Source organism: Streptomyces sp. ACA25, from assembly GCF_028200735.1.
Classification (GTDB): domain Bacteria; phylum Actinomycetota; class Actinomycetes; order Streptomycetales; family Streptomycetaceae; genus Streptomyces.
This window is the reverse complement of record NZ_JAQKPV010000001.1, coordinates 563,909-587,972: the sequence shown is the minus strand read 5'-3', so window position 1 is coordinate 587,972 and position 24,064 is coordinate 563,909. Positions and strand designations below refer to the sequence as shown.

Here is a 24,064-nt window from a genome sequence, read left to right as displayed (position 1 = left end):
GGGGAGTGCCGGTGGTCCGGTACCGGCCGCTGCCGAGGGCGCTGCCCGTGCCCGTGCCGCCTCTCCGGCTCAGCGTGCTGCGGCGCCGGCCTCCAGCACACCGGTGCGGTGCAGCGTGCCCGCGCATGCGCCGGGCAGCGTGAAGGAGGTGGCCCGTGGCTCGCCGGCCGCGGGGACGTAGGTGACCACCACGCCGGTCGGCTCACCGGCCCCGGGGTCCCCACTGCCCCCCTCCCCGCCGCTCCCGCTGCCGCCACTGGTCAGGCTGCCACCGCTGACAGCGCTGCCGTCGCCGTCCGTGAGGGTCTCCGAGACCGGATCACCCTCCGCGTCACCGCTGCCCCCGGTGTCGGGATCCGGAGTGGCCACGGGGTCCGCGGCGCAGCCGCCGTTCTCCCCGTCGCGGAGCGGAACCCAGGCGAACCACACCTCGTAGGACTCGCCGGGGCGGAGGATGAGCTCGGTCTGCTCCAGGTCCGCCGGCGGGAGCCGGCCGGGCCGGTCGTTCTCGGCCCGGCCGGCGACCTGCAGGCCGGCGCTTTCCGCACGGCCGCGAGGAGCCAGGGAGAACTCGTCGGCCCCCCGGATCCGGCAGGTCTCGCCCGACGTGTTGGCCACCCGTACGTAGCCGTGCACCCGGCCCTGCTCGTCGGCGTCCTCCGTCTCGGTGATCACGTCTCCGAGCTGGTCACGGCTGCAGCGGGGTGCGGCGACTCCGAGGGTGTCCCGCTCCTGAGGGGCCGTCGCCTCCTGGGAGCCCTCACCCCCCGGGGACGGCGCCGCCGTCTCCGCCGTGGGATCGTGCCCGCCCGGTTCGGTGGGCGTGCCCCCGGTGGTGTGCGAGCCCGGGCCTTCGCCGCTGCCGTCGTCCGTGGCGGGGCCGCCGGTGCCGTGGTCGGCGGAACTCTCGGAGGCCTGCGGGGCGCTGCCGCCGCCGGTCGCGGCGTGCAGCATCACCGGGGTGCCGCCGGCGAACAGCGCCACCGACACGGCGGCGCCGACCATTCGCCGCTGCCGGCGCCGGCGGCGCGCGGGCACGGCGTGCAGGAGGTGGTGCAGGGAATCGGTGGACGGCTGGATATCGCGCACCGACTGCCGCAGCAACTGCCGCAGCGCGTCCTCGTCGGCGGCGGGCGGCGGGTCGGCGTCGGCGGCGGGCGGGCCGCTTCCCCCTGCGGGAGTGGGCCCGGCATGCTCCGGCGACGGCCCGGTCGGCCCGCGGTCGGCAGAGGTGTATTCGGGCCGGCCCCCCGGATCGTGCTCGGTCATCCGCCGGCCTCCATGGCGACCCGCAGGGCGGCGATGCCACGTGACCCGTAAGCCTTGACCGAGCCGGCCGAGATGCCGAGCGTCCGGGCCACTTCAGCCTCGGTCATGTCGGCGAAGTACCGCAGCACCAGCACCTCCCGCTGCCTGCGCTGGAGACCACGCATTGCCTTGATGAGCTCGGCCCGCTCCAGCTGCTCGTAGGCGCCTTCCTCGGCGCTGGCGGCGTCCGGCATCGGCTTCGGGATCAGCTTGATGCCGAGAATGCGGCGGCGCAGCGTCGAGCGGGAAAGATTCACCACGGTCTGCCGCAGGTACGCCAGGGTCTTCTCGGGCTCACGCACCCGGCTGCGGGCGGAATGCACCCTTATGAAGGCTTCCTGGACGACATCCTCACAGGAAGCGGTGTCGTCGAGCAGCAGAGCCGCCAGCCCGAGCAGCGAACGGTAGTGGGCTTGGTAGGTCTCGGTGAGGAAGTCGACTGTGGTGCCCTCAGCCATCGCTTCCTCAGCGCCCTCGATCCGAGCGCCGACACCGGCTGTCCCGGAAGCAGGGAGTGGCGCGATCACTCGCACCCCTCCGCCGGTGCGCGACGGTGCGCGCGTGCGGCGCGGAGGAGCCACTGGGAGTTCGAGAACTTCTGCCACACCTGTTGGACACGCTTTCCCCCGCGTTGGTTGTACAGCGGCGAGAGGTTTCCGGAGTGCTCTCCGAATCCCCGCATGCGTACCGCCTACTTCCAGATGTTCTGACCGCAGCACCCCGGCCTCCCCCGTGAGGCAGAGGGCTCAACACACTCCCCGCGCCTCGGCTGGTTGCAGCAGCGACGCGGGGAGGTGAAATCGTCTCTCGGGAGCTTGGTCCGGATCAACCCGTATGGACCTACGACTTGATCACGACTGCTCCGCGACCGCCCCAAATCCCCCCGGAACGGTGCAAATCAGCGTCCGGTACCACCGTAGACGACGGCTTCCTCACTGTCCGAGTCGAGCCCGAACGCTGTGTGCACGGCACGCACCGACTCGTCCACGTCGTCCTTGCGGGTGACGACGGAGATCCGGATCTCCGAGGTGGAGATCACCTCGATGTTGACCCCGACGTCGGAGAGGGCCTGGAAGAACGTGGCGGTGACGCCGGGGTTCGTCTTCATGCCCGCGCCGACGAGCGAGATCTTGGCGATCTGGTCGTCATACCGCAGCGAGTCGAAACCGATCGCGCCCTTCCGCTTCTCCAGTGCCTCGATGGCCTTGCGGCCCTCGGTCTTCGGGAGAGTGAAGGAGATGTCGGTGAGGCCGGTGGACGCGGCGGACACGTTCTGCACCACCATGTCGATGTTGACCTCGGCGTCCGCGATGGCCCGGAAGATCGTTGCCGCCTCGCCCGGCTTGTCGGGCACCCCGACGACCGTGACCTTGGCCTCGGACGTGTCGTGGGCGACCCCCGAAATGATTGCCTGCTCCATCGGCTGGTCCCCTTCTGGCTCGTTGCTGACCCAGGTGCCCTTGAGGCCGGAGAACGACGACCGGACATGGATCGGGATCTGGTAACGGCGCGCGTACTCCACGCAGCGGTGCAGCAGCACCTTGGAACCGGAGCTCGCGAGCTCCAGCATGTCCTCGAAGGAGATCCAGTCGATCTTGCGGGCCTTCGGCACGACCCGCGGGTCGGCGGTGAAGACGCCGTCCACATCGGTGTAGATCTCACAGACCTCGGCGCCCAGCGCGGCGGCCAGCGCCACGGCGGTGGTGTCGGACCCCCCACGGCCGAGGGTGGTGATGTCCTTGCTGTCCTGGGACACGCCCTGGAACCCGGCGACGATGGCGACGTTGCCCTCGTCGACCGAGCTCTTGATCCGGCCCGGCGTGACGTCGATGATCCGCGCCTTGTTGTGCACGGAATCCGTGATGACGCCCGCCTGGCTGCCGGTGAACGACTGCGCCTCGTGTCCGAGGGATTTGATCGCCATCGCCAGCAGGGCCATGGAGATCCGCTCTCCGGCGGTCAGCAGCATGTCGAACTCGCGCCCGGACGCCACCGGGGACACCTCTTTGGCGAGATCGATCAGCTCGTCCGTCGTGTCACCCATCGCCGAGACCACGACGACCACTTGATGGCCGTTCTTCTTGGCTTCGACGATTCGCTTGGCAACGCGCTTGATGCCCTCGGCATCGGCAACGGAGGAGCCGCCGTACTTCTGCACGACAAGGCCCACGTGTGCTCGCTCCTCGAATCTCTCACTCTTCGTGACCCGTGCGGGGGTCACGATCGGTTCAGTTTACCGAGCAGGCGATTCCCGCCCTGCCGATGCCGCATCCTGAGACACCGGGCTCGTCCAGCGACGACCCCTTCCCACTGCGCGGGCGGGCACACGGAAACGTAAGAAGGGTCACAGCGGGAGCAAGGCCGCCGGGCCCCGCGGAAACGGGGCCCGGCGGCCACTGCGGCACCCGGCAGGCACGGCCCCCGCGCCGGCCGGGACGCCCTTCGCTGTGCGCCGCGGAGTCAGGGACCGACCGGCTTGAGGCCCAGCGGCTCGGCGATCTCGGCCGCCATCACTTCCCCGGCCTCCTGCTCCAGGTCGCCGTCCTCGGCCTCACTGTCCGTGTCCAGCCCGTTCAGGGCGGGCAGCGGAGTGCCGAGCCGGACGTGCGCGACGAGGGACTGCAGCGCGCGGAGCGCGGCACTCGCCGTCTGGCCCCAGTTGGACAGGTACGAGAACTGCCACCACCACAGACCCTCGCTGATCCGGCCCTCGCGGTAGTGCGTCAGGCCGTGCCGCAGGTCGGTGACGACGTCGGCGAGGTCGTCGGAGATCCGGCAGGGCACCGGGGCGCTGCGCGGAACGTACGGGTCGAAGACCTCGGAGTAGACATCGACCGGTGAGAGGAGCTCGGCCAGCTGCTCGCGCAGCCCGTCCATGTCCGGTTCCGGGCCGGTGTCGGGTTCGTAGCGTTCCTCCGGGACGATGTCCTGGTGGGCACCGAGGCGCCCACCGGCGAGCAGGATCTGCGACACCTGGAGCAGCAGGTGCGGCACCGCGCTGTCCGGGTCGTCGCCCTTGGCGACCTCCGTGACCGCGACCAGGAAGCTTTCGACCTGGTCCGCGATCTGCACGGCGAAACTCTCCGGCCCGAGGGCCGCCGGGTCCAGCGACGCCGCCCCGGTCACCACCGTCCCCACCGTCGCGGTTTCCTTCGGCACGTCATGCGTCGGCTCAACTTCAGACACAGGGCATCCGCCTCCCCACCGTTCCGCTCTCCACTTCCCTGAACCTAGACATCCAGCAGACGCCTTCCTTCGAAGGCACGCCCCAAGGTGACCTCGTCGGCGTACTCCAAATCTCCTCCGACCGGCAGACCGCTGGCCAGACGTGTGACCTTCAACCCCAGTGAACTGACCATACGTGCCAGATACGTGGCCGTGGCCTCGCCCTCCAGATTAGGGTCCGTGGCCAGGATCAGCTCGGTGACCGCGCCGTCCGCGAGCCGCGCCAGCAGTTCCCGGATCCGCAGATCGTCCGGGCCCACGCCCTCGATGGGGCTGATCGCGCCGCCCAGCACGTGGTAGCGGCCCCGGAATTCCCGGGTCCGCTCCACGGCGACGACGTCCTTGGGCTCCTCGACCACGCAGAGCACGGCCACGTCGCGCCGGGGGTCCAAGCAGATCCGGCAGCGCTCTTCCTGCGCGACGTTCCCGCACTCGGCGCAGAACCGGACCTTGGCCTTCACCTCGGTCAGGGTGTGCGCGAGCCGCCGCACATCGGCCGGCTCGGCCTGCAGGATGTGAAAGGCGATCCGCTGCGCGCTCTTGGGCCCGACGCCGGGCAGCCTGCCCAATTCGTCGATGAGGTCCTGGACCACGCCTTCGTACACGAGGTGCCTTCCGTGTCTTTACCTTGATTCAAGGGTAGTTATCCGTGCGCTCCGCTGCCTGCGGACCGCCCCGGCGCACCGCTCAGAACGGTAGCCCGGGCATACCGCCCCCGCCCAGCCCTTCGGCGAGCGGACCGAGCTTCTCCTGCGCGAGATCCTGTGCGGCGTTGTTCGCGTCACGGATGGCCGCGACGACCAGGTCCGCCAGGGTCTCGGTGTCCTCCGGATCCACCGCCTTCGGATCGATGACCAGGCCCTGCAGCTCACCGGCGCCGGTGACGGTCGCCGTGACCAGGCCACCGCCGGCGGAACCCTGCACCGACTCCTGCGCGAGCTCCTCCTGGGCCGCGGCCAGATCCTGCTGCATCTTCTGGGCCTGCTGCAGCAGCTGCTGCATGTCTGCCCCACCACCGGGAAACACGTGCACTCCTGGGCGTCGACGATGTGCGTACCTTCATGAGCCTACGGGGTCTTTCCCGCCCAGGAGAGGCGAAGGCCGGACGATTCCGGTGAACAGTGGCCCGGCAGCAGCCTCCCGCCGACCGGCCCGGCCGGCCGTCCCGGTCGGACACCGCGCCCGGTCGCGGCTCAGCCGTGGTCGATCTGCTCGATGACCGTCGCGCCCAGGCCCTCCACGAGGAGCTCCGGACCGGACAGCGCCCGCTCGTCGAGATCGGCATCGTCGTCGGCCGGGATGTCGTCCTCCGCCGCGACCGGCGGAGGTGGGCCCGGCGCCCGCGGGGAGGGCTCCGCCCCGGCGGTGCGGCCCGCCGGGTTCCTCGGCGGCGCGGGAGCGCTCTGCCACTGCGGGGCCTGAGGGGACTGCCCCTGCTGAGCGGGCTGCGCGGTGGGCGGAGCCGGCTGCGGCGCGGTGGACGGCCTCGGCGAGCCGGCGGCGGCGTCTCCACCGTCGACGACCCCCTCGATCATCCACTGTCCGCCGAACATCTCGCCGAGCGTCTGCCGAAGCACGTCCTCACTGCCACTGCTGGCGAAGCTGTCCCGGGCTCCTGCGGTGGCGAAGCCCAGCCGCAGGGCGTTCCCGTCGAGGCCGAGGACCCGGGCGTTCTGGCTGAGCAGAATCCAGCTGAACCGGCGCCGCTTCTTGACGGCCTCCAGCACCTGGTCCCAGACCGCGAGCACGCCGTGCGCGTCACCGCCGACGGAGGCCGGGGCCCGGCCAGGCGCGGGAGCCGGGGCCGCCGGCCGGCCGGCCGGCGGTGGTGACGGCGGCGGTGGCCTGCCCGGCGCGCCGGGCAGGGCCGTCGAGGGCCAGGCGCCGGGGCGGGAGGCCGGACCGGCAGGTGGGCCGTCACTCCCGGCTGCGGCAGCACCGGGGGCGGGCCCACCGGCGGGCGGGCGGGCCGCGGAAGGCCACGCGCCGGGCTGCGGCCCCGCCGCTGCGGGCGGGGCGGAGGGCGCGGCCGGGGCCTGCGGGGCGGGCGCCTGCTGAGCCGTGACCGGCTGCGGGGCGGGAGCCGGGGGGTGAGGGGGTGCGGCGGGGAGAGCGGTGACGGGGGGAGCAGGCGGCGCCGCCGGGGCTCCCGGCTGCGGCGGCGCGGCACCCGGATCGGACACGGCGGGCTGCGGCGCGGCCGACCGCAGGCCGCCGGACTGCAGGCCGCGCTCCAGCCGGTCCAGCCTGCTCTGCAGGGAGCGTTCGTCACCGTAGGCGGCGGGCAGCAGCACCCGGGCGCAGATCAGCTCCAGCTGCAGCCGGGGCGAGGTGGCCCCCCGCATCTCGGTCAGGCCCGTGTTGACCAGGTCCGCGGCCCGGCTGAGCTCGGCGGGCCCGAGGACCGAGGCCTGTGCGCTCATCCGCTCCAGTACGTCGGTCGGTGCATCGATCAGCCCTTTGTCCGCCGCGTCCGGCACAGCGGCGAGGATCACCAGGTCACGCAGCCGCTCCAGCAGGTCCGCCACGAACCGGCGCGGATCGTGGCCGCCCTCGATGACACGGTCGACCACCTCGAAGGCCGCGCCGCCGTCGCCCGAGGCAAGCGCGTCCACCACCGAGTCGAGCAGGGCACCGTCGGTGTACCCCAGCAGCGCGGTGGCCATGGGGTAGGTGACGCCGCCCTCGCCCGCTCCGGAGAGCAGCTGGTCCATCACGGACATGGAGTCCCGGACGGATCCGGCGCCGGCCCGGACGACCAGCGGGAGCACCGCGTCGTCCACCACGGTGTCCTCCCGCCCGCAGACCTCCGCGAGGTAGTCACGCAGCGTCCCCGGGGGCACCAGCCGGAAGGGATAGTGGTGGGTGCGGGACCGGATGGTTCCGATGACCTTCTCGGGCTCGGTCGTCGCGAAGATGAACTTCAGGTGCTCCGGTGGCTCCTCGACGACCTTCAGCAGGGCGTTGAACCCCGCCGGGGTGACCATGTGCGCCTCGTCGATGATGTAGATCTTGTACCGGCTGGAGGCGGGCCCGAAGAAGGCCTTCTCCCGCAGGTCCCTCGCGTCGTCCACACCTCCGTGCGAGGCGGCGTCGATCTCAATCACATCGATGGACCCGGGGCCGTTCCGCGCCAGGTCACGGCAGGACTGGCACTCCCCGCAAGGGGTGGGCGTGGGGCCCTGCTCGCAGTTCAGGCAGCGGGCGAGGATGCGGGCGCTGGTCGTCTTGCCGCAGCCGCGCGGACCGCTGAACAGGTACGCGTGGTTGACCCGGTTGTTGCGCAGGGCCTGCTGCAACGGGTCAGTGACATGCTCCTGCCCGATGACCTCGGCGAAGGTCTCGGGACGATAGCGGCGGTACAGCGCGAGGGATGACACGACACCGACGATAACGGCCCGCTCCGACATCGGTCGACGAAGCAGCCACCGGGCACCGGCGGGAGAAGATCAGGTGCGGCGGGCGCTCGGGGCGCCCGGCCGGGCGGGGTCCGGGAACGTCAACGCCCCCCACGCACCCGCCAGAGCCAACCTACCCTTGCTGCCTTCCGGCCCTGGGGGAGTTCAGTCAGATAGCGCCGCGTGAGGGGCTGCGCAAAGCCTACCCGATCGACCGGCCGCATCGGGACACCCCTCGGCCCCCCGGGAGCTGGTTCGCTAGCACTCCCCCACGTCTTGTATTGTCTCTCTCGGAGGATTCGCCTAGTGGCCTAGGGCGCACGCTTGGAAAGCGTGTTGGGGGCAACCCCTCACGAGTTCGAATCTCGTATCCTCCGCCCAGCCTCACCGGGCTGTCACGTAGGGCCCCACCGCTCAGCGGTGGGGCCCTACGTCGTTGTCCCTACGCCTCGTTGTCCTGGTCTTTGTCCACAGCGAGGTTTTCGGGCGCTCCCCAGATGGCGCGCTCGATCTTCCGGGCCGCTTCCTTGAGCATGGGATCGGTCACGTGCAGGTACCGCGCACGCATCCGTGCCGCTCCGCCCGGCTCCCAACCCATGATCTGGTCTATGACGCGATCCGGCACACCGAGCAGCATCAGCACCGTGCCGGCGGTGTGTCGGGCGTCGTGGAGACGGCCGTCCCGGACACCGGCGTCCCCCAGCAGACGCTTCCAGTCGTGGTAGTCCGTGTTCGGGCTGAGCGGCCCGCCCAACGGCTTGGTGAACACGTAAGCGGACTCGGTCCACAGGTTCCCGGCCGCAGCGCGCTCCCGGGCCTGCGTCTCCATGTGGGACCGGAGCATCACGACCAGCGGACCAGGCAGCGGCACGGCGCGACGCCCCGCCCGTGACTTCGTGTTCTTCGTCTCGCGTCGCACCTGCACCCGGCTCGGGCAGTAACCGGCCTTCCGCCCGCAGTGCGCGGCCTCGCCACACCCATGCTCGTACTTCGGCCGCAACCGATTCCGGCGCAGCTTCAGGTACTCGTTGTCCAAGTCGACATCGGACCACCGCAGTCCGAGCGTCTCTCCTTGCCGCAACCCGAGTGCCAGAGCAAGCATCCAGCGGGCACTGTTCCGGCGCTTGTTCACTTCGAGCAAGAGGCTCTGTACCTCGTCGACCGAGTAGGGCTCCACCTCCGTCTCGTCCTCTTCCATCCGGGGAGGCTTCGCCAGGGCGGCAGCGTTCTTCGCCGCGTGACCGCGTCGCACCGCTTCACCGAGAGCCGTACGGGCCGTCCGGTGGACCTGGTGAGCGGTACCCGCCTTGCTGCCGGCGCTCTGCATCCGGCGATACAGGCTTTCCAGGTGCTCGGGCTCCAGGCGATCGATTCGGTGCCGACCGATGCCCGGCACCAGGTGCACCCGCACCGCCACCTCGTATCCGGCGTACGTGTTCTCACTGACGACGGGCTTGGCGATGTTCTCGACCCAATGCTCAAGCCGCTTCGCCACCGTCCACGGCTTCCCGGGCTGACGCGCGGACCCTTCGTCGCGCTGCTTCTCCAGACGCCGGACTTCCTCCACCAGCTCTTTGCGCGTAGGGCGGGTCAGGTGTCGGCGGTACGGCGTTCCGTCGTCCTTGCAGCCCATGGGCACACGGGCGTGCCAACGTCCGTCCTTCCCCAGGTAGATGGCCGATTCGCCGTTGGCACGGCGAGTGCGCTTCTTCTCCTCTGCCATTGGCAGATCCTCCGGTCGGTGCAAGGTCGGACAAGCCCGGAGCGCCGCCCGACATTCGGGCGGCGCTCCGGAAGGTGGGATCAGGCGGCGCGCTGCTCGGCGCGTCGACGGGCGAGATAGGCGGCCGGTGCGTCGGCGGGGACGCGCCGGAGTCCGCCGATGGTCAGGGACTCCAGTTCTCCGGTGCGGATGAGGGCGTAGCAGGTCGTGCGGCCGATGCGGAGGCAGCGAGCGGCCTCTTCGACGGTCAGGAGAACAGGGGCCGGGTCGCCGATCTCAGCGAGTGACGTGGTGTCCACGGTGGCGATACTCATCGAACGGTCTCCTCAGGGAACTGTCCGTCGGTAGTAGTGGCGGGAGTTGGTGGGTGTCCGAGGCGGGGATTTCTGCGTCACCGCGTCACCTCCGTCATCCGCGTTGTCCGACCTGCTCGTTTGGGGTGACGCAGGGCGTTGGGGGTGCGTCACCGGTGACGCGGGTTGTCCGTCACCGGTGACGCGGGTGACGCGGCGTGACGCAGAGGGCAGCCGTCTGCGTCACGTCCGTCCGCGCAGGTCACCCGGCGGTTCCTCGGCCTGCGTGACGCAGGTGACGCAGGGTTCCCCTACTTGGGAAAAAGGGAGGGGTGTCCGTGGAGGTGGGTGCGCGCTCAGGCGTAAAGAAGGAGCCGCTTCGCGGCACGTCCATCACGGGCGGCGGTTCCGCCGAACAGCAAGAGGAGCACGCGTCGCCTGGTGCTCCTCTTGCTCGTACGGTCAGCGGCGGTCAGAGCACCTGTTGCTCGTGCGGAGGCGTGGCCGGGGAGCGGGTCATCTCCAGGTAGCGGCCTTCCCTGGTGCGGCCCGAGTCGATGAGAACGCCTCGGGCGGCCAGGGTCGGTTGCAGCCGCTTGAGGCGATCGGAGAGGACTTTCCCGGTGGTCGGCCAGCCCTTGGGCAGGGGACGGAAGTCCTCGCCGGTGTAGAGGCGGGTGAGGCAGTGCAGCCACTCCGTGGAGGTCATCCGCTGCGCCGCGCCCGGTTCCATGTCCGCCGCGTGCCGAAGGACGGTCTGGGCGAGCAGGTCGCCTTCGATCACATCGTCGTTGAGGTCGTCCAGACTGGCCCGGTATGCGGCCAGCGCCCCGAGTCCGGTGGCCGTGTCGATCTGCGCGCACAGGTGCGCGAAGTCCGCCATCCGCAGATCGGTGGGGGTCTCGGCCTCCGCCGCGCGAACCGTCACCGTGAGATCCAGCAGGGATCCAAGGATGACGGGCAGCACCTCGGCGTATTCCGTCCACAGTTCGGCCTCGGTGCGCCGGATCCGGGGCCGTTCCAGGCGCAACGGTAGGAGCCGTTCGGCCAGGTCGGGCCGGATGATGCCCACGTCGATGCCGGTCAGCAGCAGGGGCCGGCGGTAGCGGGCGCGGAACACGTCCCCGTCGGTGAACAAGGCGCGCTTGACGTTCTCGGCACCGGTGACGATGCAGCACAGCGCATCCGACAGATCCGGGGTCATGTGGGAGAGGTTGTCCAGGGCGGTGACCCATCCGGCCGCCACCGCTGCGATCAAGTTCTCTTCATCCTTCGGGGCTCGACGCAGGTCCCCGCTCATGCCCTCGATAACCCGCACGAGCATCCGCCCACCGGTGGACTTGCCCGCGCCCTGCGGCCCGGTGAGGAACGGCGCCGGGACCGGGACCGAGGGTCCCAGGCAGCCGATGAGCCAGGCCAAAGCCAGGCACTCGGTCTCGGCGGTGGCGAAGTTGCACAGCCGCAGCAGAGCGTCAATGCCCTTGCCGTCGCTGTCCTTGGCCGGAAGGGGCAGCTCCCCGGTGAGCTGGGTGCGCCGCCAGCACACCTCGCGGGGGTCGGGGACGGCGATGTCCCAGCCGGTGGGGTGGATGCGCACGGACAGCCCATCCGCCCGCCCCAAGTCCAGCCAGGTGGCCCCATCGTGGCCGGGGGCGACGCGGATGTGGACCGGCTGGACGTCCTCGGTCAACGCAAGGGCTTCGATCAAATCCAGTGCCTCCTTCAGGGCAGCGCCGTTGAACACGCCGATGCCGTCGCGGAACAGGCCGACCATGAGTTCCTGACGGTGGCTGCCGGTGGTGCCCTGGGAGCGGATCGGGCGGGCCACAGGATGGCCGTTGCGCTGGGCGTACACGGTGCCGTCGGCGGTGCGGAAGTAACGGAAGTTGGCTTGCGCGTAGTCGGTGATGATCTCGCGGGCCGGAGTCTTCTCCTCATCGGCCATGATCACAGTCCCAACGTCTTGCGGGCGTTGACCCACGCCTCGGTGCAGTGCCGCGGGCTCTCACCCCTGGCCTGCGCGGCGGTGAACAGCCGCGAGACGTGGGCCTCGGTCAGGCAGCCGCACCACCCGTGGGTGGACAGCACGGCCAGGAAGGTCCGGTACACGGTGGTGTGGATCGCGCTGCGGGCATCGGTGATGCGCTGCTCGGCCATGGCGATGCCACGTTCCAGATAGGTGGACGTGCGGTGGCAACACACCCCGCTCCCGGCCCGTGCGGGCATGGCGAGCGCAGGCGGCACCGGCCGGGCCGTGGACGGCTTCTTCAGCGCCAGCGCGCGCACGGTCTGCGGCAAGTCGGTCAGGGTGCCGGTGCCGGGACCGAGCCAGCGGGCATAGGCCATGGTCGACTTAATGTCCACACCGGGTCGCACCGCGTTGCGGGAGGCCATGGCGCCCCGGTAAATCCAGTGCTCCCCGCGCGTCGTTGACACCCTCCGGGTGGCGGGCAGGGTGGTACGGGCCCACGCGATGGCTTCCGCGTCGTCCAGATCCACCACGGTCAGATCGGCGCCGCCGGGGTGGCAGGCGATGGCGACCGCCCGGTGCCATGCGGCCGTCCAGGCCGGGGAGGAATGGACGGCCGGGTCGGTGGTCGCGGCGGCCCACCCGTGGCAGGGGTGGGGACAGCGGCACGGGCCCGGAACCTTCATGTTCGGCCGACCGCCGCACGCGTTGTCCGCGCACGAGGGGCAGTTGCCGAACGGGACCTTGCCCCGGCGCAGGGGCAGGACCGGCAGCCCGAGCGTGGCGCGCTCCAGCGCCACGGGCAGCAGCGCGGAACGGAGTTCATGAGTCATGCTGGAGAGACCTCCTTGGATCTGTTGGTGATCGGGGAGTGAGGGCGGCCCGAGGCTTTGGCGAGACGCGGGCCGCTCTCGTGCTTGGTGCGGTCAGTGGGTGTCGGGCAGCAGTTCGGCGAGGGTGCCGCCGAGGGTGGCCAGGCGGTGTTCGATGGCGGCCCAGGAGTCGGGGTCAATGCTCATGAGCGCGGCGATGGCAGCGGCGGTGTCCCCGGCCCGGTGGGCGGCCACGGCGTCGCGGAGTTCGCCTGCGGCCATGAGGGTGATGTGGTGGTCGGTCATCGCGGGCCCTTCCTGATGTGGGGGGTGGCGTGGTGGTGGATGCGGGCGGCCAGTTCGTAGGCGCGGCGGCCGGTACGCAGGTGTCGGCCGTTGCCGTGGCAGCGGCGGCAGGCCCGGCCGCGTGTGGGGCGTCCGCGCCGGTCGGTGCGCAGGGCGAAGCCCAGTCCATTGCACAGCCGGCAGGTGCGGAACGGGGCGACCACACACAGCAGAATGTAACCGAGAGTGACGACTAAGAGGCAGGCAAGGGTGGTGGGCACGGGTGCCTCCCGGGTGGGTTTCCGGCGAGAATCCGGGTGTGGGGGCGGTGGCCTGCTAGAAGTTAGGTCGCAGGCCACCGCCCGGTTGGGGCGCTAGCGGGGGCGCTAGTTCTAGCGGAGGGGGCCGCTAGTCCTAGCGGGGTCGAGGTTCAGTCCCGGTCGCGGTTCTGCTCACGCTCAGTCATCGCGGTGGTGATGGAGGCGCGGGTGATGCCGCGCCGGTTGGCGCCCTTACCGGCGTCGGTGGTGCCCCACACCTGGCGGGTGCGCACGCCGTGCGGCTTCAGCGCGGCGGTGAGTTGTTCGGTCTGCCACCCGGCGTAGACCTGGGGGCGGAGGGCGGCTAGGCGGGCGGCGATGGTCTCCGACCACGCCTTGTCCTCCCCGGCCTCCAGGACCGCCAGCACATCGGCCAGCACATCCGGGCCCTCATCCGGGGTCTCGGGGGCGTGTCCGGCAGCGTGGCCGGTGATGTTGCCGTACGCATCCCGCGCCGCGCGGGCGCGGGCGGCGATGGCCTTGGCGGCGGGGGCGTCGATGAAGGTGGAGGCGACGATCCTTGGGTCGTCGCCTTCACCGGCCATCCAGCAGATGCCCTTGTCGGAGCGGGCGAACATGGTGGCGCGGTAACCAGATTTGTACATGCTCTGCCCGAGCACCATGTCGTTGGCCACCTGCGACATGACCTTCAGGCAGAACCGCAACACAGCGTTGTCGGAGATGCCCTTGGGCAGGGACTTGGCGTCCGGGCGTTGGGTGCCGAACATCGCGACCATCCCCAGGGCGGGGCCGCGTTTGACCAGGTCAGTGCAGATCGCCTCCAGTTCGGCGCCGTGTTCGGGGTGCTCGAAGGCCACCTGACACTCGTCCAGCCCCACCACCACCGGGTGCAGACCCAAGGCACGGTCGTTGGCCAGTTCGGGGGTGACCTTAGATTCGGGGCAGCGGGTCAGTGGCAGGGACTTGATGACCTTGGCGCGGCGCCGCAGTTCATCACGCAGCTCCCGCAGGGAGGCCAGGACGTATTCGATGTCCTCGTCCTCCTCACCGGCACGGTAGCGGTGACACACCGGCTCCAGCGCCCGGAAGTCGCCGGTGCCCTTGAAGTCGAAGGCGTGCAGCTCCGCGCGCGGATCGAGAGCGGCGATGAGCAGCAGCAGCCGCATCAGGAAAGTCTTGCCCATGCGGGGGATGGAGCCGACGACCACCGAGGCGAACATCAGCGTCACCTCGACCTCGCGCATCCGCTGGTCGTTGCCGAAGGCCACGGGGGCGAACAGGTCCACGGTGCCCTTCTTGGCCAGCGGCCAGGCCGGGCGTCTGGTCTCGTTCATCGGCTTGTCCCCCACCCACAGCACCAACCGGCCCTCGTGCTCTCCGGGGTCGCCGGAGGGCCACACGCAGCCGAGCTTGCGCCGCAGGCCGGAGGCCAGCTCGGTGCGCTTGTCCATCACATCGTCCGGGGTCACGCCGTAGGGCAGATCCAGTTCCGCCCGGTACCCGGGTCCGTCGCGGGTGATCTCGGAGGTGAAGCGCATCCCGTTCATCTCCCCGCCCTTCTTGATGGCGGCGGTGATGCGGGGGTGGCCGATGGCGTCCAGGCCGCGCAGCACCAGCGAGGAGGTCAGCTTGGGCACCTCGGTGACCTGAACCGCGGGGCCGATCACCGGCCGGTCCCGCTCCTGACCGGCCATCCCCAACGCCGCCACCGAGACGGCAGCCACCACCGCCAGCCAACCGGGCGCGGCGATGTACAGGGCCAGCGCGCCGGCGGTGCCGAACAGCAACGCCACTGCCAGCACCAGGGAGCGCCACCGCACCCGCGAAACCCGGGTGCGGTCCAGCCGCAGATACTCGTCACTGTCCTGTGCGCTGACCGCATGGGTCCGCAACGGGGCGCTTTCGGCGTCGCTGGCCCAGCGCCAGGTGCCGCGCACCAGGCGGGCCGCCCCGACCGGGGCGCGGAAGGCCAGGCGGGCGGGGTAGATCCCGCCGATGGTGCGCAGGCCGTGGTAGGCGCACACGTACCCGGCTCGGCCACCGGCCCGCCCCAGGGTGGCGAACAGGTCCGCTCGGTGGGTAAGCCACGGCGCCAGGATCGGCCGGCGCACCTCACCACGCACCCCCGGCACGGCGAGACCGGGCGGATCCACCGGACGCGGCCCGCGTCCCTCGTTCTCCTCATCGGCGGCCGGGAGCACCGGCGGCCTCTCCTCAGTCGGGCGGAACGTCTCGGGCACCGGAGCCTGGATCGTGGGTGCGGTGGCATCGCTGGGCTTGGTCAGAGTGATGGCCGTCGGGCGCACCGGCGGCGCGGACCCGTTCACGGTCGTGGTGTCGGTCATGATGAACAAACCCTTCCTTCGGGCTCGACTCGAATGGGGGGCAGAACCCTGTGGGGCGGCCGATGCCGGGAAGCCTCAAGCCGCCCCACAGGGGGTTTCGGGGATGACGGTCAGATCGCGAAGGGCTGGACGTCGAAGAACAGGACGGCCGTGCCGGTCATCTCGGGGTGCCGACCGGCAATGTGGATGTGGCGGTGTGGAGGCAGGTGCGTGGTCAGCGCTGCTCGCCTTCCTGCTCGGTTCCAGTGACCACTTCGCGCCGCAGGGCGGCGGCGTCCCGACGGGAGAGACCGAGTTCGGTGCGCAGGCGCTCGATGGTCACCGGCCGCCCGGTCTCGGTGACCGCCCGGCGGTGCAGGGTTCGGGCCCGTCGCCGCAGTTCGGCGGGGGTCAGGGCAACCGTCTCGGTGACCACCTGGCGGGGGGTGTCGGCGGGCACCGAGGCGGTCATCTCGACCGGCCGGGGCGCGGGGCTCGGTGGCAACGTCACGGGCATCGGGCGCGGCCGGTGGTCGACCGGTACGGGGTGCTCAACGGGCATCGGCGGAACGCGGTCGATGGTCACCTCGACGTCCGACCCGGCGGTCACCAGGGGCAGCAGCCGAACCCCGGCGGGCACCACCGGTTCGCGCTTTGAGACGACCGGGGCGATGGTCACCGGGCCCGGTTCGGTGGTGGGCTGGGCGAGCCAGCGGTGGACTTGGCGCATCATCACGCCGAAAGCCAGCAGGGCGGCCGACGGCGGCACGGCGGCCACCACGTAGTCCAGCGGTTCGGCGTTGGCTCCCACGCCCCAGACGTTCAGGACGATGGAGCCACCGGCCCCGGCCACCGTCAACGCGATGGCCCACCAGTCGGTACGCCGTTGGATCGCCGCGCGCAGCATCAACAACTCGCCCGCGATGATCCCCAGATCCAGCGTCGCGGGCCACGCCCACGCCCTGGCGCCGGACAGGCCGTGTTCCTCGGCGATCTCCGCCAGGTGCGCGTAGGACAGCCAGAACGCCGCCCCGGTCAGGGCCACGATCACCACCGCCGCACCGATCACGATCAGCCGGTCCGCAGTCGAGCGGGTCATGCCGCCCACCCCACCATCCGACGGGTCCACCGGGACCCGGCGGCCAGCCCGAGAGCGAAGGACAACAGGACCGGCTGACCGGCGGCGACCACCGCCAGCGCACCGGCCACGCCGATGACGGCGGCGGCCAGCGAGGGGAAGACCCACACCAGGGCCAGCAGCACACCCCACAAGAGGAATGACTTCACCGTGTTCACGCCGCCACCCCCGCCACGAACAGCTCGGGAACCGGCGCCACGGAGGTATCCGGCAGGTGCGGCGCGATAGCCCGCAGCGCTCGGGCGTACAGGCCGGGGTCGTCGGCGAGCATGTCCCGGGCGGCGTCCAGCCGGGCCTCCCGCTCGCTCTCGCTCTCATCAGGGACACCGAGGAACAACTCAAGGTCGGTCCCCAAGGCGAGTTCCAGATGGTCCGTGACCGTGAGTGCCACATGACCGGCAACAATGTCCTTCATGGGTCGTGCTTCCCTTCACAGTGGAACGGCCTTTTGCGGCCCCGGTGGTAGGACACCGGGGCCGCGCACCGTTGTGGTTGAAGCCGTGCATTCCGGCTCCCCTCGGCCCCGCCCGTGCGAGACGGGCGGAGGAGGCAACCGGCCGCAGCCTCGAGCTGCGGAGAGTTGAAGTCGCGCTGTACATCACCCGGGCCCACGTGATCGTGGGTCCGCGTGGCCGCCTACTTGGCCGAGGAGAGGCGGCGTGATCCCCATGCAGTTGTCAAAGATCGAGTGCTTCCTTCAGCGCCGTTTCACGGGACACCTCCGGGCACCGAGGGCTCGGTAACGCAGGCCGTCTCGTCAGCGAGACGAGAGCCCCCACCGTCAGGAGGGCAGCTCAAAAAAGGCCCATCCGAGCGAATCCCCCTTGCAGTCCTAGGACTGCGGGCGACTCGGGATAACCATGCATCGCAGTCCCGAGACTGTCAACAGTCCTGGGACTGTGCTTCACTGGTCGATGTGGAAAGGAGTGCCGCATGGCGCCCAAGTGGCGAGAGCTCGCGGACCGACTGGCCGAACAGATCAGGAAGGGCGAGTACGCACCCAATGACCAGTTGCCGCAGATCAGGGAGCTGGTGGAAGCGGGCGAGGGCTCGAAGTCCACGGTCCACGCGGCCTACAGGGCGCTGGAAGCCGAAGGGCTGGTCACGTCCTCACGCGGCCACGGCACGGTCGTCCGTGAGCGGGCCCCGCTCAAGCGACTCGGCATCGCGCGGTACGACAAGGCCAAGTGGCGGGACGGCGATGAGGTGGCGTTCATCGCGGACCGTGTGGCGTCCGGACGCACCTACAAGCGAAACGAGCAGACCCAGACCGTCGGCCGTGTGCCTGCACCGGCCGTCGTCGCCCATGCGCACGGCCTACCGGAAGGCGCGGAGGTCTACGCACGTGCGCGCGTAGTCAAGGAAGGTGCGCAGCCAACACACACCTTGACTAGCTACTACCGTCCTGAGCACGTGGAAGGGACGCGCATCGTCGACCCGACACCGGGGCCTGCCGGCCGGGGTGGTGGCTTCCGTGTGCTGTACGACGCCGGATACGAGATCGACCACATGCAGGAGACACTGTTTGCTCGCATCCCCACGGCGGACGAAGTCCACCTCCTCCAGCTCGCTCCCGGCGAATGGGTGATGGAGTTGCACCGGACGACGTACACGGCCGACGGGACCGTGGTGGAGTTCGCGATCGGCGTTCACGCGGCAACGCGCTTCGCCTGGACGTACGACTTCACGGTCCCCGACTCGGCAAAAGCGGAGGGCGAGAGCAAGTGATCTCAGCGCAGGCATGGGCCGACGCCCAGCGACTCTGGGACTTTCAACAGATGGGCCATGACCCGCGCCCGTGCTCTGTCGCGATCGGCCTCGGCAGTCATGACCTCGGAGTCGCGGACACAACCGCTGATCTCTACCACCGGGGCATGATGCCGCTGATTGTCTTCACCGGGGCGACCAGCCGCACGACACAAGAGCGCATGCCGCGTGGCGAGGCCGAGCACTACCGCGAGCGGGCGAGGGAATTGGGCGTGCCGGCCGAGGCCATCCTCGTTGAGCCACGTGCCCGGAATACAGGAGAGAACATCCGTTTCTCTCGCGAACTCCTCGAAGAACACCGGACCCCCGTCTCGTCCGTCCTCCTGGTCAGCAAGCCGTACGAGGAACGACGGGCCTACGCGACCGCCCGCAAGTTGTGGCCCGAAGTGGAGTGGGTCAGCGCATCCACGCCTATGACCTTGACCGACTACGTCGACTCGATCGGAGACGCGCGCTTGGTCATCGACATGTTGACCGGTGCGCAGCAGCGACTCATGATCTATCCGCAGCAGGGATTCATGATTGAGCAGCCTACGCCAGAAGACGTGACCGCAGCGTATAAACGTCTGCGTGACGCCGGGTTCACAAGCCGACTCGTGCCAGATTCCGCAGAGCAGAAGTGACGGAAACCCTGAAGCTCTGTGAGGCCCACTGTGGTCAGTGTCAGGCCAACCAGGCGCCGCGCACACTTGCGGAGAGGTAATCAACAGTCACGTGGGATAGAGGCGCAGCGAGCCAGTTTGCTTGAAAACCGTTGAAGGGCTCTCTGCGCGTTACAAACCTCTACTGCATCAAGGCGGCTCGCTCCGCTCGCCGTGCGGCCCGGCCCCCGGGCAGGCCTGCGCTCCTGCCGCTGTGAGGGCTGGGGCGGTCGGCTCCGCACAGCAAGCTCCCTCAGACCGCGCGAATATTTTCACCCAATGGCACGCAGCGCGCAGGCAGAGTTGTGAACAACAGTTCCGCGGCACGCCCATTTTTCCCGAAACCAGCGACAGTGTATTGGAGGTCGACGAGTCTCTTTGAGATATACCAACTCTTGACTCCGATGGAATCCCGATCCTCCGAACTGGGCGTCATTCGCGACGCTGCGTACAGGCCAGGATCTTCCAAGAGACAGTCATCACGACCATAGGAAAGGATCCAGCGGTACTGAGCCTTTCGACGTAGGTACTCAGCCAACCGATAATGCTCACGCCCCTTCTCCCACCCCGAGATGTCGACACCTCGTCGCGCCACTGAATATCCGCCAGCAGGGCCGAACGAGGTGCCGTAGAGCGTATCTGATTTATCCACATACGGAGGATCGAGGTACGCCAGAACGCGATTCGGCAACAAATCTGGGTACCACTCAGCGACATCGTGAAGCGTTTCCTGCCAATCCTTACACCACACATCCACGATTCGATTCTTCGAATACAGCTCGCCAATGAATCTGATTCTTTTGGCTAGTGCATCCTTATTGAAACGACACCCGATCTTGTAACGACTCTCCTGCTTCCGGCCTCCGATAGGGCCAGCTCTACCGTGAAGGATGCCTGAAAATGTCGTTCGATTAAGGAAGAAGCACTTAACTGCGAGGTCTCGGTCATTAGCACTGCGGGGACGCCAAGATCTCCAGTAGTCCCAACGCTCAAGTGTGACCGGCTCTTCATACATCCGATCGATAAGCCACTCGGTGTCGCCAGCGGCAATCTGCCAAAATCGCGCTACTAGTGGATCTGCGTCCGCCAGAAGTACGCGATCTACAGCTCCCACAGCCGCAAGGCGGAGTGCAGTAGAGGCACCCCCGGCGAAGGGTTCAACCAACAGGCTGATCCGCCCTATTGACGGTCGAGATGCCGTTAGAAGTTCCTCGATCACTGGTACAAGACCAGATTTTGCACCTGGATACCGCAAGGGCGAAAGATACCTACTTCTAGCTGCACTCTGGTTCTCAAGTTCAAGCGGAGCCTCAGTGCGGCGAGGAAGCGGGCCAATGTGCGCCGGCGCGCTCACCGCGGACAGCGGCAACGAACCGTCTGCGCTAGGTGTCGCGACAGCCGTCATCGAAAGCTCCTCGGTCAGGTTCTAGCAGGCCTCAAGCCAAGCTTCTGCTTTGCAGCAAGACGCAAAACGTCCGTTCCAACCCCAATGGGGTAAGCCGCCTTAGAATGCGCCAGTGACACTGGGACAATGCCGTTACGATACATGGAGGAACCCGTACGGTCGATCACGTCCAGGATCGCAGGCAGGGTTGGGTAAGCGGAGGGGTGCGTTTGCCCCCCGCGATCGTCATAGGGTGGGCCCTGTCCCGGCAGGGCCGTAAAGACTACTGTGCGGCTGTCAGTGGACCTATAAATAAATTTCCGACCCCAGTAAGTCTCAGCGCCATAAGCGATAGGGTTATCCGAGTTGGTGATCGCTGAGATGACATCCGAGTCAACGGTCATGAGGTCACCCGGAGCTAGCACATTATGACGAGCCAATGCGCCTGCATAATCTACGACTGTTCCAGTCTTCTCGATTCCGCATATAAAAGGCGCGAGAGCCGCGGGTGTCCCAGACATGGATTGGAAGTACTGCAACGCCCGGCTGCGCAGCTTTGCCGGTGGCCCATAGACGGCCATCGGGCCATCCATGATGAAGAGAGTGTTCCGAAACAACTGATCGCGAGACTGCTCCCAAAGCAGGGTAGCCAGTCCGACCACGACCAGAAGCTCGACCACCTGCATGAGCCGACCTAGCGGGCTCTCATTTGAGCCGTCTTCTACGACTTCTTCGTGAATCCGCAGAACGTCTGTTGGAAACAAGCGGACTTTGCAAGCGGGGCATTCCGCCCCAGCACTTCCCACCGCAATATCCCGCTCACCACATGTTGGCTCGGGGCAGTTCACATCCAAAGAAACGGCTGGCTTACCTGGTTGACCATGAAGGAGAAACAAGAGACTCATCAGGCTCTGGTTCATCCTGTTGACTTCGATCTTCTTGCTGCGAAAAAGCGAATCCAAGCTCTCTCGCCAAGAGTCTTTGATCGATACCCCTCGTCGCACATAGGCGCCTGCAACTGGAAGGTCGTAGGAGATCAGGGCAGAGTTGACCGCTTGCCCCAAAGTAACCGGATCGACGAAGCGCTCTTGCTTCTGCTTCTCCATTGCCGTGATGTCCAGCCAGACGGCCGCCGACTGCGCATACCCATATTGGACGGAAGGCAGGCCGTCACGAACAGGAACGACCATCAGAGAACCATCCACAGCGATGGCACTGGTGATCCGACCACCAGTTGCCTCTTGCGCTGCATCATGCATGATCTTCGATTCGAGCCAAGACATGTCGCTCAGGTGTTCCGCAGGAACGTAGAAGTCTGACTTCTCGGCCATGGCCCTGACGATGGCATTCGTATGACCAAGCCGAGATGCTCGTTCGAACCCGCCAGAAACGGTCTCATACGGCACGATGCTCTCCTTCCTCGGAAAGGGGAGGGTCGCCAGCGGCTGCACGACCCTCGTTGACCAAGGCCCGGCCATACTTGTCAATGTGTACCGGGATGATGAACGGAGAAGACATGGTCTTCAGACGCACATAGCCCTTATCTTCGTGACTAATGATCGAGTCACTGAACGCCTTGAAGTCATAGAACCTGGCCAGCTCATTCACTTCGCGCGTATTGTTTAGGTGAGCCACGACCCAATTTTTCGTGTTAGCCAGCACCTGGTGGGCGACACCCGTTACTTCCTGCGTGGCATAAATCATGCCAATCTGCAACTTACTTGCCTCTTTAGCCAGGCGAACCCAGACGTCGAGGTCGTCCTTGTATTTGGCATTGGAAAAGAGATTATGGGCCTCTTCGATAACCACCTGGATCTGAGGCGGATTATCACCGGATGTGAAGACCTCAGTCTGCTTTTGCATTACATACGAGGCCAGGCTCTCCGAGAGCTTCCGCACGACACTGTCGGGACCAAGGTGAAGATCCATAATAACGACACGGCCAGAGGTTAGCTCCTCATAAACATCGCTTCTGTAATCAGAACGCGACGACGGCGTGTGGAACAGTTGCAGAGGCTTGAGTTTGGTGTAGCCGGATACTTGTCGCCCTTGGTTCTCCTGAGTATAAATCGGCAGCGCCGAACGCCACGCGTCACCTTCGACAATGGACTTCAGGCCCTCGGCTGCTTTGCCAGTAAGATCGTTGGCTTCGGAGCGCTCGATTAGCCAGTCCAGCACTGTCGTTAGAGAAGTGCGCTCGACTCCTACTTGACGCCCCGACTTAGCCCGGACCAAATGACCCTCGCCCAGCTGGTTCTGAAGCTCATCGACCAATTCCTTTCGCATGGTGACCCAAGCGCGCCAAGGCCACTTACCTTGGGGCTCCTTCATGGGAACTGGAAAGTCTGCCTGACTCAAGGCACCATAAAGAAGCAGACGCCCTCGCGTAGCGTGCGCCTTTCGCTTGGCCGCTTCTTCCGAAGTTTCCCCCACAATCGGGTTTCCTTCGAAGTCAGCCTGAACGAAGGCACGCACATAGTCAGCTGCCGCATCGACCAAAGCGGATGAGATTACACCCTTAACGGCATCCACCTGGGCTGGGTCAAAGAAGTTGAATCCTAGAGGCCGAACGTTCGGCTTATCTCCTACGGCACCGAATTTGTAGATGATGACGTGTCGCTCCCCGAGCGCAGCAAGATGAGTACCGTCCTGTGTATTCGGGTTAGCGTATTCCCCTTGAGGGTCAAAGATGAGCTGTCCGATCGGAGAATCACCCTTAGACCTACGAATCTCCGATACTGCAAATACCCTAGAGATAACAGTTTTCATTGTGTTTGACTTACCCATTCGGGTCATGCCAAACATGCCAGTCTTGTTCCCAATGAAATCGTAGACGTTTACAAAAACCGGCGCATCGTCCTGCCCAGAGGCCATAGCTCGTCGGCGAGTGGAAGAATACCGAACCGCTCCGATGCGTACATTCTCGATCTTCTCATCTCCGCCAGGCTTAATATACGAGGCGATGGCACTCAGTCCCGGACCTACAGGTTTGTAGACTCGGTACGTGGAGGTGGCGTAGAAATTGTCCACGTCGTGACCGAAATCAAGTACGAGCTTTCCATCTTTGGTCTGCTCATAGAAGGTTCCAATGATTCGACAGTCCAGCCCAGTGAACGAGATGCGATTTCGCGTGAATGGATCAATATCCAGGTCCAGTACGACCGAAGGAGATGGGCTCTCATGCCGTGACAACGCGTCGCGCAGCGCTTCTTCGCGAACCCCGAGAAGATCCCGTTCCAATGACAAAGGAGCGGTCCCTTCAACACGCAGAAGCAGCACTTCATCGTCATCACCGCCGCCAGTGCCAATCTCGCGTGCGGTAGCAAGCAGGAAAGAGAATTGTGGAATTCCCCCGGTCTCGGCCTTCCATCGGTCATGCGTAATGACAATCGCCCGATCGAAGTCCAGGGCCTGGATGGCCCCAACACGGACTGCTCGATCGTCCGCCAGCAGGACACTCTCCAGCAGCGTGCCGGCTCCTACGTGCGGGATGAGGTCAACCATGGTTCCGCCCCC

At 67.4% G+C, this 24,064-nt stretch carries 22 protein-coding genes, 1 tRNA gene and 1 other RNA gene; 3 read left to right on the top strand and 21 right to left on the bottom strand.

Annotation, left to right across the window (positions count from 1 at the left end):
* Nucleotides 1-69: 69 nt before the first annotated feature.
* From PJ985_RS02705 to ffs, 8 genes are all read right to left on the bottom strand, one after another.
* Complete coding sequence (locus PJ985_RS02705) at nucleotides 70-1,269, bottom strand: DUF4232 domain-containing protein (RefSeq protein ID WP_271681838.1); 1,200 nt, start codon at nucleotides 1,267-1,269, stop codon at nucleotides 70-72.
* Entirely contained in the window at nucleotides 1,266-1,841 is a 576-nt protein-coding gene (locus tag PJ985_RS02700; protein ID WP_443033369.1) for a SigE family RNA polymerase sigma factor, read from the bottom strand. The genes PJ985_RS02705 and PJ985_RS02700 overlap by 4 nt, the downstream gene beginning before the upstream one ends.
* Nucleotides 1,842-2,206: 365 nt before the next feature.
* Nucleotides 2,207-3,478 carry an aspartate kinase gene (locus PJ985_RS02695; protein ID WP_271681836.1) on the bottom strand — a complete coding sequence of 424 codons (1,272 nt, stop codon included), beginning with the start codon at nucleotides 3,476-3,478 and terminating at the stop codon, nucleotides 2,207-2,209.
* Nucleotides 3,479-3,768: 290 nt separating this feature from the next.
* Entirely contained in the window at nucleotides 3,769-4,416 is a 648-nt protein-coding gene (locus PJ985_RS02690) for a DUF5063 domain-containing protein (RefSeq protein WP_271682074.1), read from the bottom strand.
* 122 nt (nucleotides 4,417-4,538) lie between these two features.
* Nucleotides 4,539-5,138 carry a recombination mediator RecR gene (recR, locus tag PJ985_RS02685; protein WP_271681835.1) on the bottom strand — a complete coding sequence of 200 codons (600 nt, stop codon included), beginning with the start codon at nucleotides 5,136-5,138 and terminating at the stop codon, nucleotides 4,539-4,541.
* Between the two features lie 82 nt (nucleotides 5,139-5,220).
* Nucleotides 5,221-5,559 (bottom strand): YbaB/EbfC family nucleoid-associated protein, encoded by a 339-nt coding sequence (locus PJ985_RS02680; RefSeq protein WP_271681834.1) that lies wholly within the window; start codon nucleotides 5,557-5,559, stop codon nucleotides 5,221-5,223.
* 167 nt (nucleotides 5,560-5,726) lie between these two features.
* Nucleotides 5,727-7,913, bottom strand: a complete 2,187-nt coding sequence (locus PJ985_RS02675) for a DNA polymerase III subunit gamma and tau (protein WP_271681833.1) — start codon at nucleotides 7,911-7,913, stop codon at nucleotides 5,727-5,729.
* A gap of 115 nt (nucleotides 7,914-8,028) precedes the next feature.
* An RNA gene (gene ffs / locus PJ985_RS02670) (signal recognition particle sRNA small type) lies at nucleotides 8,029-8,127 on the bottom strand.
* A gap of 96 nt (nucleotides 8,128-8,223) precedes the next feature.
* On the opposite strand from ffs, the gene PJ985_RS02665 reads away from it, so the two are divergent.
* A tRNA-Ser gene (locus tag PJ985_RS02665) sits at nucleotides 8,224-8,308 on the top strand.
* Between the two features lie 65 nt (nucleotides 8,309-8,373).
* On the opposite strand, the gene PJ985_RS02660 is transcribed toward PJ985_RS02665, so the two are convergent.
* The 10 genes from PJ985_RS02660 to PJ985_RS02615 form a co-directional block, all read right to left on the bottom strand.
* Complete coding sequence (locus PJ985_RS02660; protein WP_271681832.1) at nucleotides 8,374-9,654, bottom strand: tyrosine-type recombinase/integrase; 1,281 nt, start codon at nucleotides 9,652-9,654, stop codon at nucleotides 8,374-8,376.
* 80 nt (nucleotides 9,655-9,734) lie between these two features.
* A complete protein-coding gene (locus PJ985_RS02655) occupies nucleotides 9,735-9,968 on the bottom strand; it encodes a helix-turn-helix domain-containing protein (protein WP_271681831.1) in 234 nt (77 codons plus the stop codon).
* A gap of 451 nt (nucleotides 9,969-10,419) precedes the next feature.
* Nucleotides 10,420-11,892, bottom strand: a complete 1,473-nt coding sequence (locus PJ985_RS02650; protein ID WP_271681830.1) for an ATP-binding protein — start codon at nucleotides 11,890-11,892, stop codon at nucleotides 10,420-10,422.
* A gap of 2 nt (nucleotides 11,893-11,894) precedes the next feature.
* Nucleotides 11,895-12,749, bottom strand: a complete 855-nt coding sequence (locus tag PJ985_RS02645; protein WP_271681829.1) for a bifunctional DNA primase/polymerase — start codon at nucleotides 12,747-12,749, stop codon at nucleotides 11,895-11,897.
* Nucleotides 12,750-12,842: 93 nt separating this feature from the next.
* Nucleotides 12,843-13,034, bottom strand: a complete 192-nt coding sequence (locus PJ985_RS02640; RefSeq protein ID WP_271681828.1) for a hypothetical protein — start codon at nucleotides 13,032-13,034, stop codon at nucleotides 12,843-12,845.
* Nucleotides 13,031-13,294, bottom strand: a complete 264-nt coding sequence (locus PJ985_RS02635; RefSeq protein ID WP_271681827.1) for a hypothetical protein — start codon at nucleotides 13,292-13,294, stop codon at nucleotides 13,031-13,033. Before PJ985_RS02635 ends, PJ985_RS02640 begins: the two co-directional genes overlap by 4 nt.
* Before the next feature lie 149 nt (nucleotides 13,295-13,443).
* Nucleotides 13,444-15,639, bottom strand: a complete 2,196-nt coding sequence (locus PJ985_RS02630) for an FtsK/SpoIIIE domain-containing protein (protein WP_271681826.1) — start codon at nucleotides 15,637-15,639, stop codon at nucleotides 13,444-13,446.
* A 214-nt stretch (nucleotides 15,640-15,853) separates the two neighbouring features.
* Nucleotides 15,854-16,717 (bottom strand): DUF2637 domain-containing protein, encoded by an 864-nt coding sequence (locus PJ985_RS02625; RefSeq protein ID WP_271681825.1) that lies wholly within the window; start codon nucleotides 16,715-16,717, stop codon nucleotides 15,854-15,856.
* The gene (locus PJ985_RS02620) at nucleotides 16,714-16,914 is read right to left on the bottom strand and encodes a hypothetical protein (protein WP_271681824.1); all 201 of its coding nucleotides are present in this window, start codon (nucleotides 16,912-16,914) and stop codon (nucleotides 16,714-16,716) included. The genes PJ985_RS02625 and PJ985_RS02620 overlap by 4 nt, the downstream gene beginning before the upstream one ends.
* Entirely contained in the window at nucleotides 16,911-17,171 is a 261-nt protein-coding gene (locus tag PJ985_RS02615) for a hypothetical protein (protein ID WP_271681823.1), read from the bottom strand. Before PJ985_RS02615 ends, PJ985_RS02620 begins: the two co-directional genes overlap by 4 nt.
* 518 nt (nucleotides 17,172-17,689) lie before the next feature.
* On the opposite strand from PJ985_RS02615, the gene PJ985_RS02610 reads away from it, so the two are divergent.
* Entirely contained in the window at nucleotides 17,690-18,484 is a 795-nt protein-coding gene (locus PJ985_RS02610; protein WP_271681822.1) for a GntR family transcriptional regulator, read from the top strand.
* Entirely contained in the window at nucleotides 18,481-19,146 is a 666-nt protein-coding gene (locus PJ985_RS02605; RefSeq protein WP_271681821.1) for a YdcF family protein, read from the top strand. Before PJ985_RS02610 ends, PJ985_RS02605 begins: the two co-directional genes overlap by 4 nt.
* A 271-nt stretch (nucleotides 19,147-19,417) precedes the next feature.
* Here the strand turns inward: PJ985_RS02605 and PJ985_RS02600 are convergent, their stop codons facing one another.
* Genes PJ985_RS02600 through PJ985_RS02590 form a run of 3 tightly spaced genes read right to left on the bottom strand, consistent with a single transcriptional unit; the run spans nucleotide 19,418 to nucleotide 24,052 of the window.
* Nucleotides 19,418-20,569: a DNA adenine methylase gene (locus tag PJ985_RS02600; protein WP_271681820.1), complete on the bottom strand. Its 1,152-nt coding sequence runs from the start codon at nucleotides 20,567-20,569 to the stop codon at nucleotides 19,418-19,420.
* Between the two features lie 14 nt (nucleotides 20,570-20,583).
* Nucleotides 20,584-21,954, bottom strand: coding sequence for a hypothetical protein (locus PJ985_RS02595; RefSeq protein ID WP_271681819.1), 1,371 nt, complete (start codon nucleotides 21,952-21,954; stop codon nucleotides 20,584-20,586).
* Complete coding sequence (locus tag PJ985_RS02590) at nucleotides 21,944-24,052, bottom strand: helicase HerA domain-containing protein (RefSeq protein ID WP_271681818.1); 2,109 nt, start codon at nucleotides 24,050-24,052, stop codon at nucleotides 21,944-21,946. The genes PJ985_RS02595 and PJ985_RS02590 overlap by 11 nt, the downstream gene beginning before the upstream one ends.
* Nucleotides 24,053-24,064: the final 12 nt, after the last annotated feature.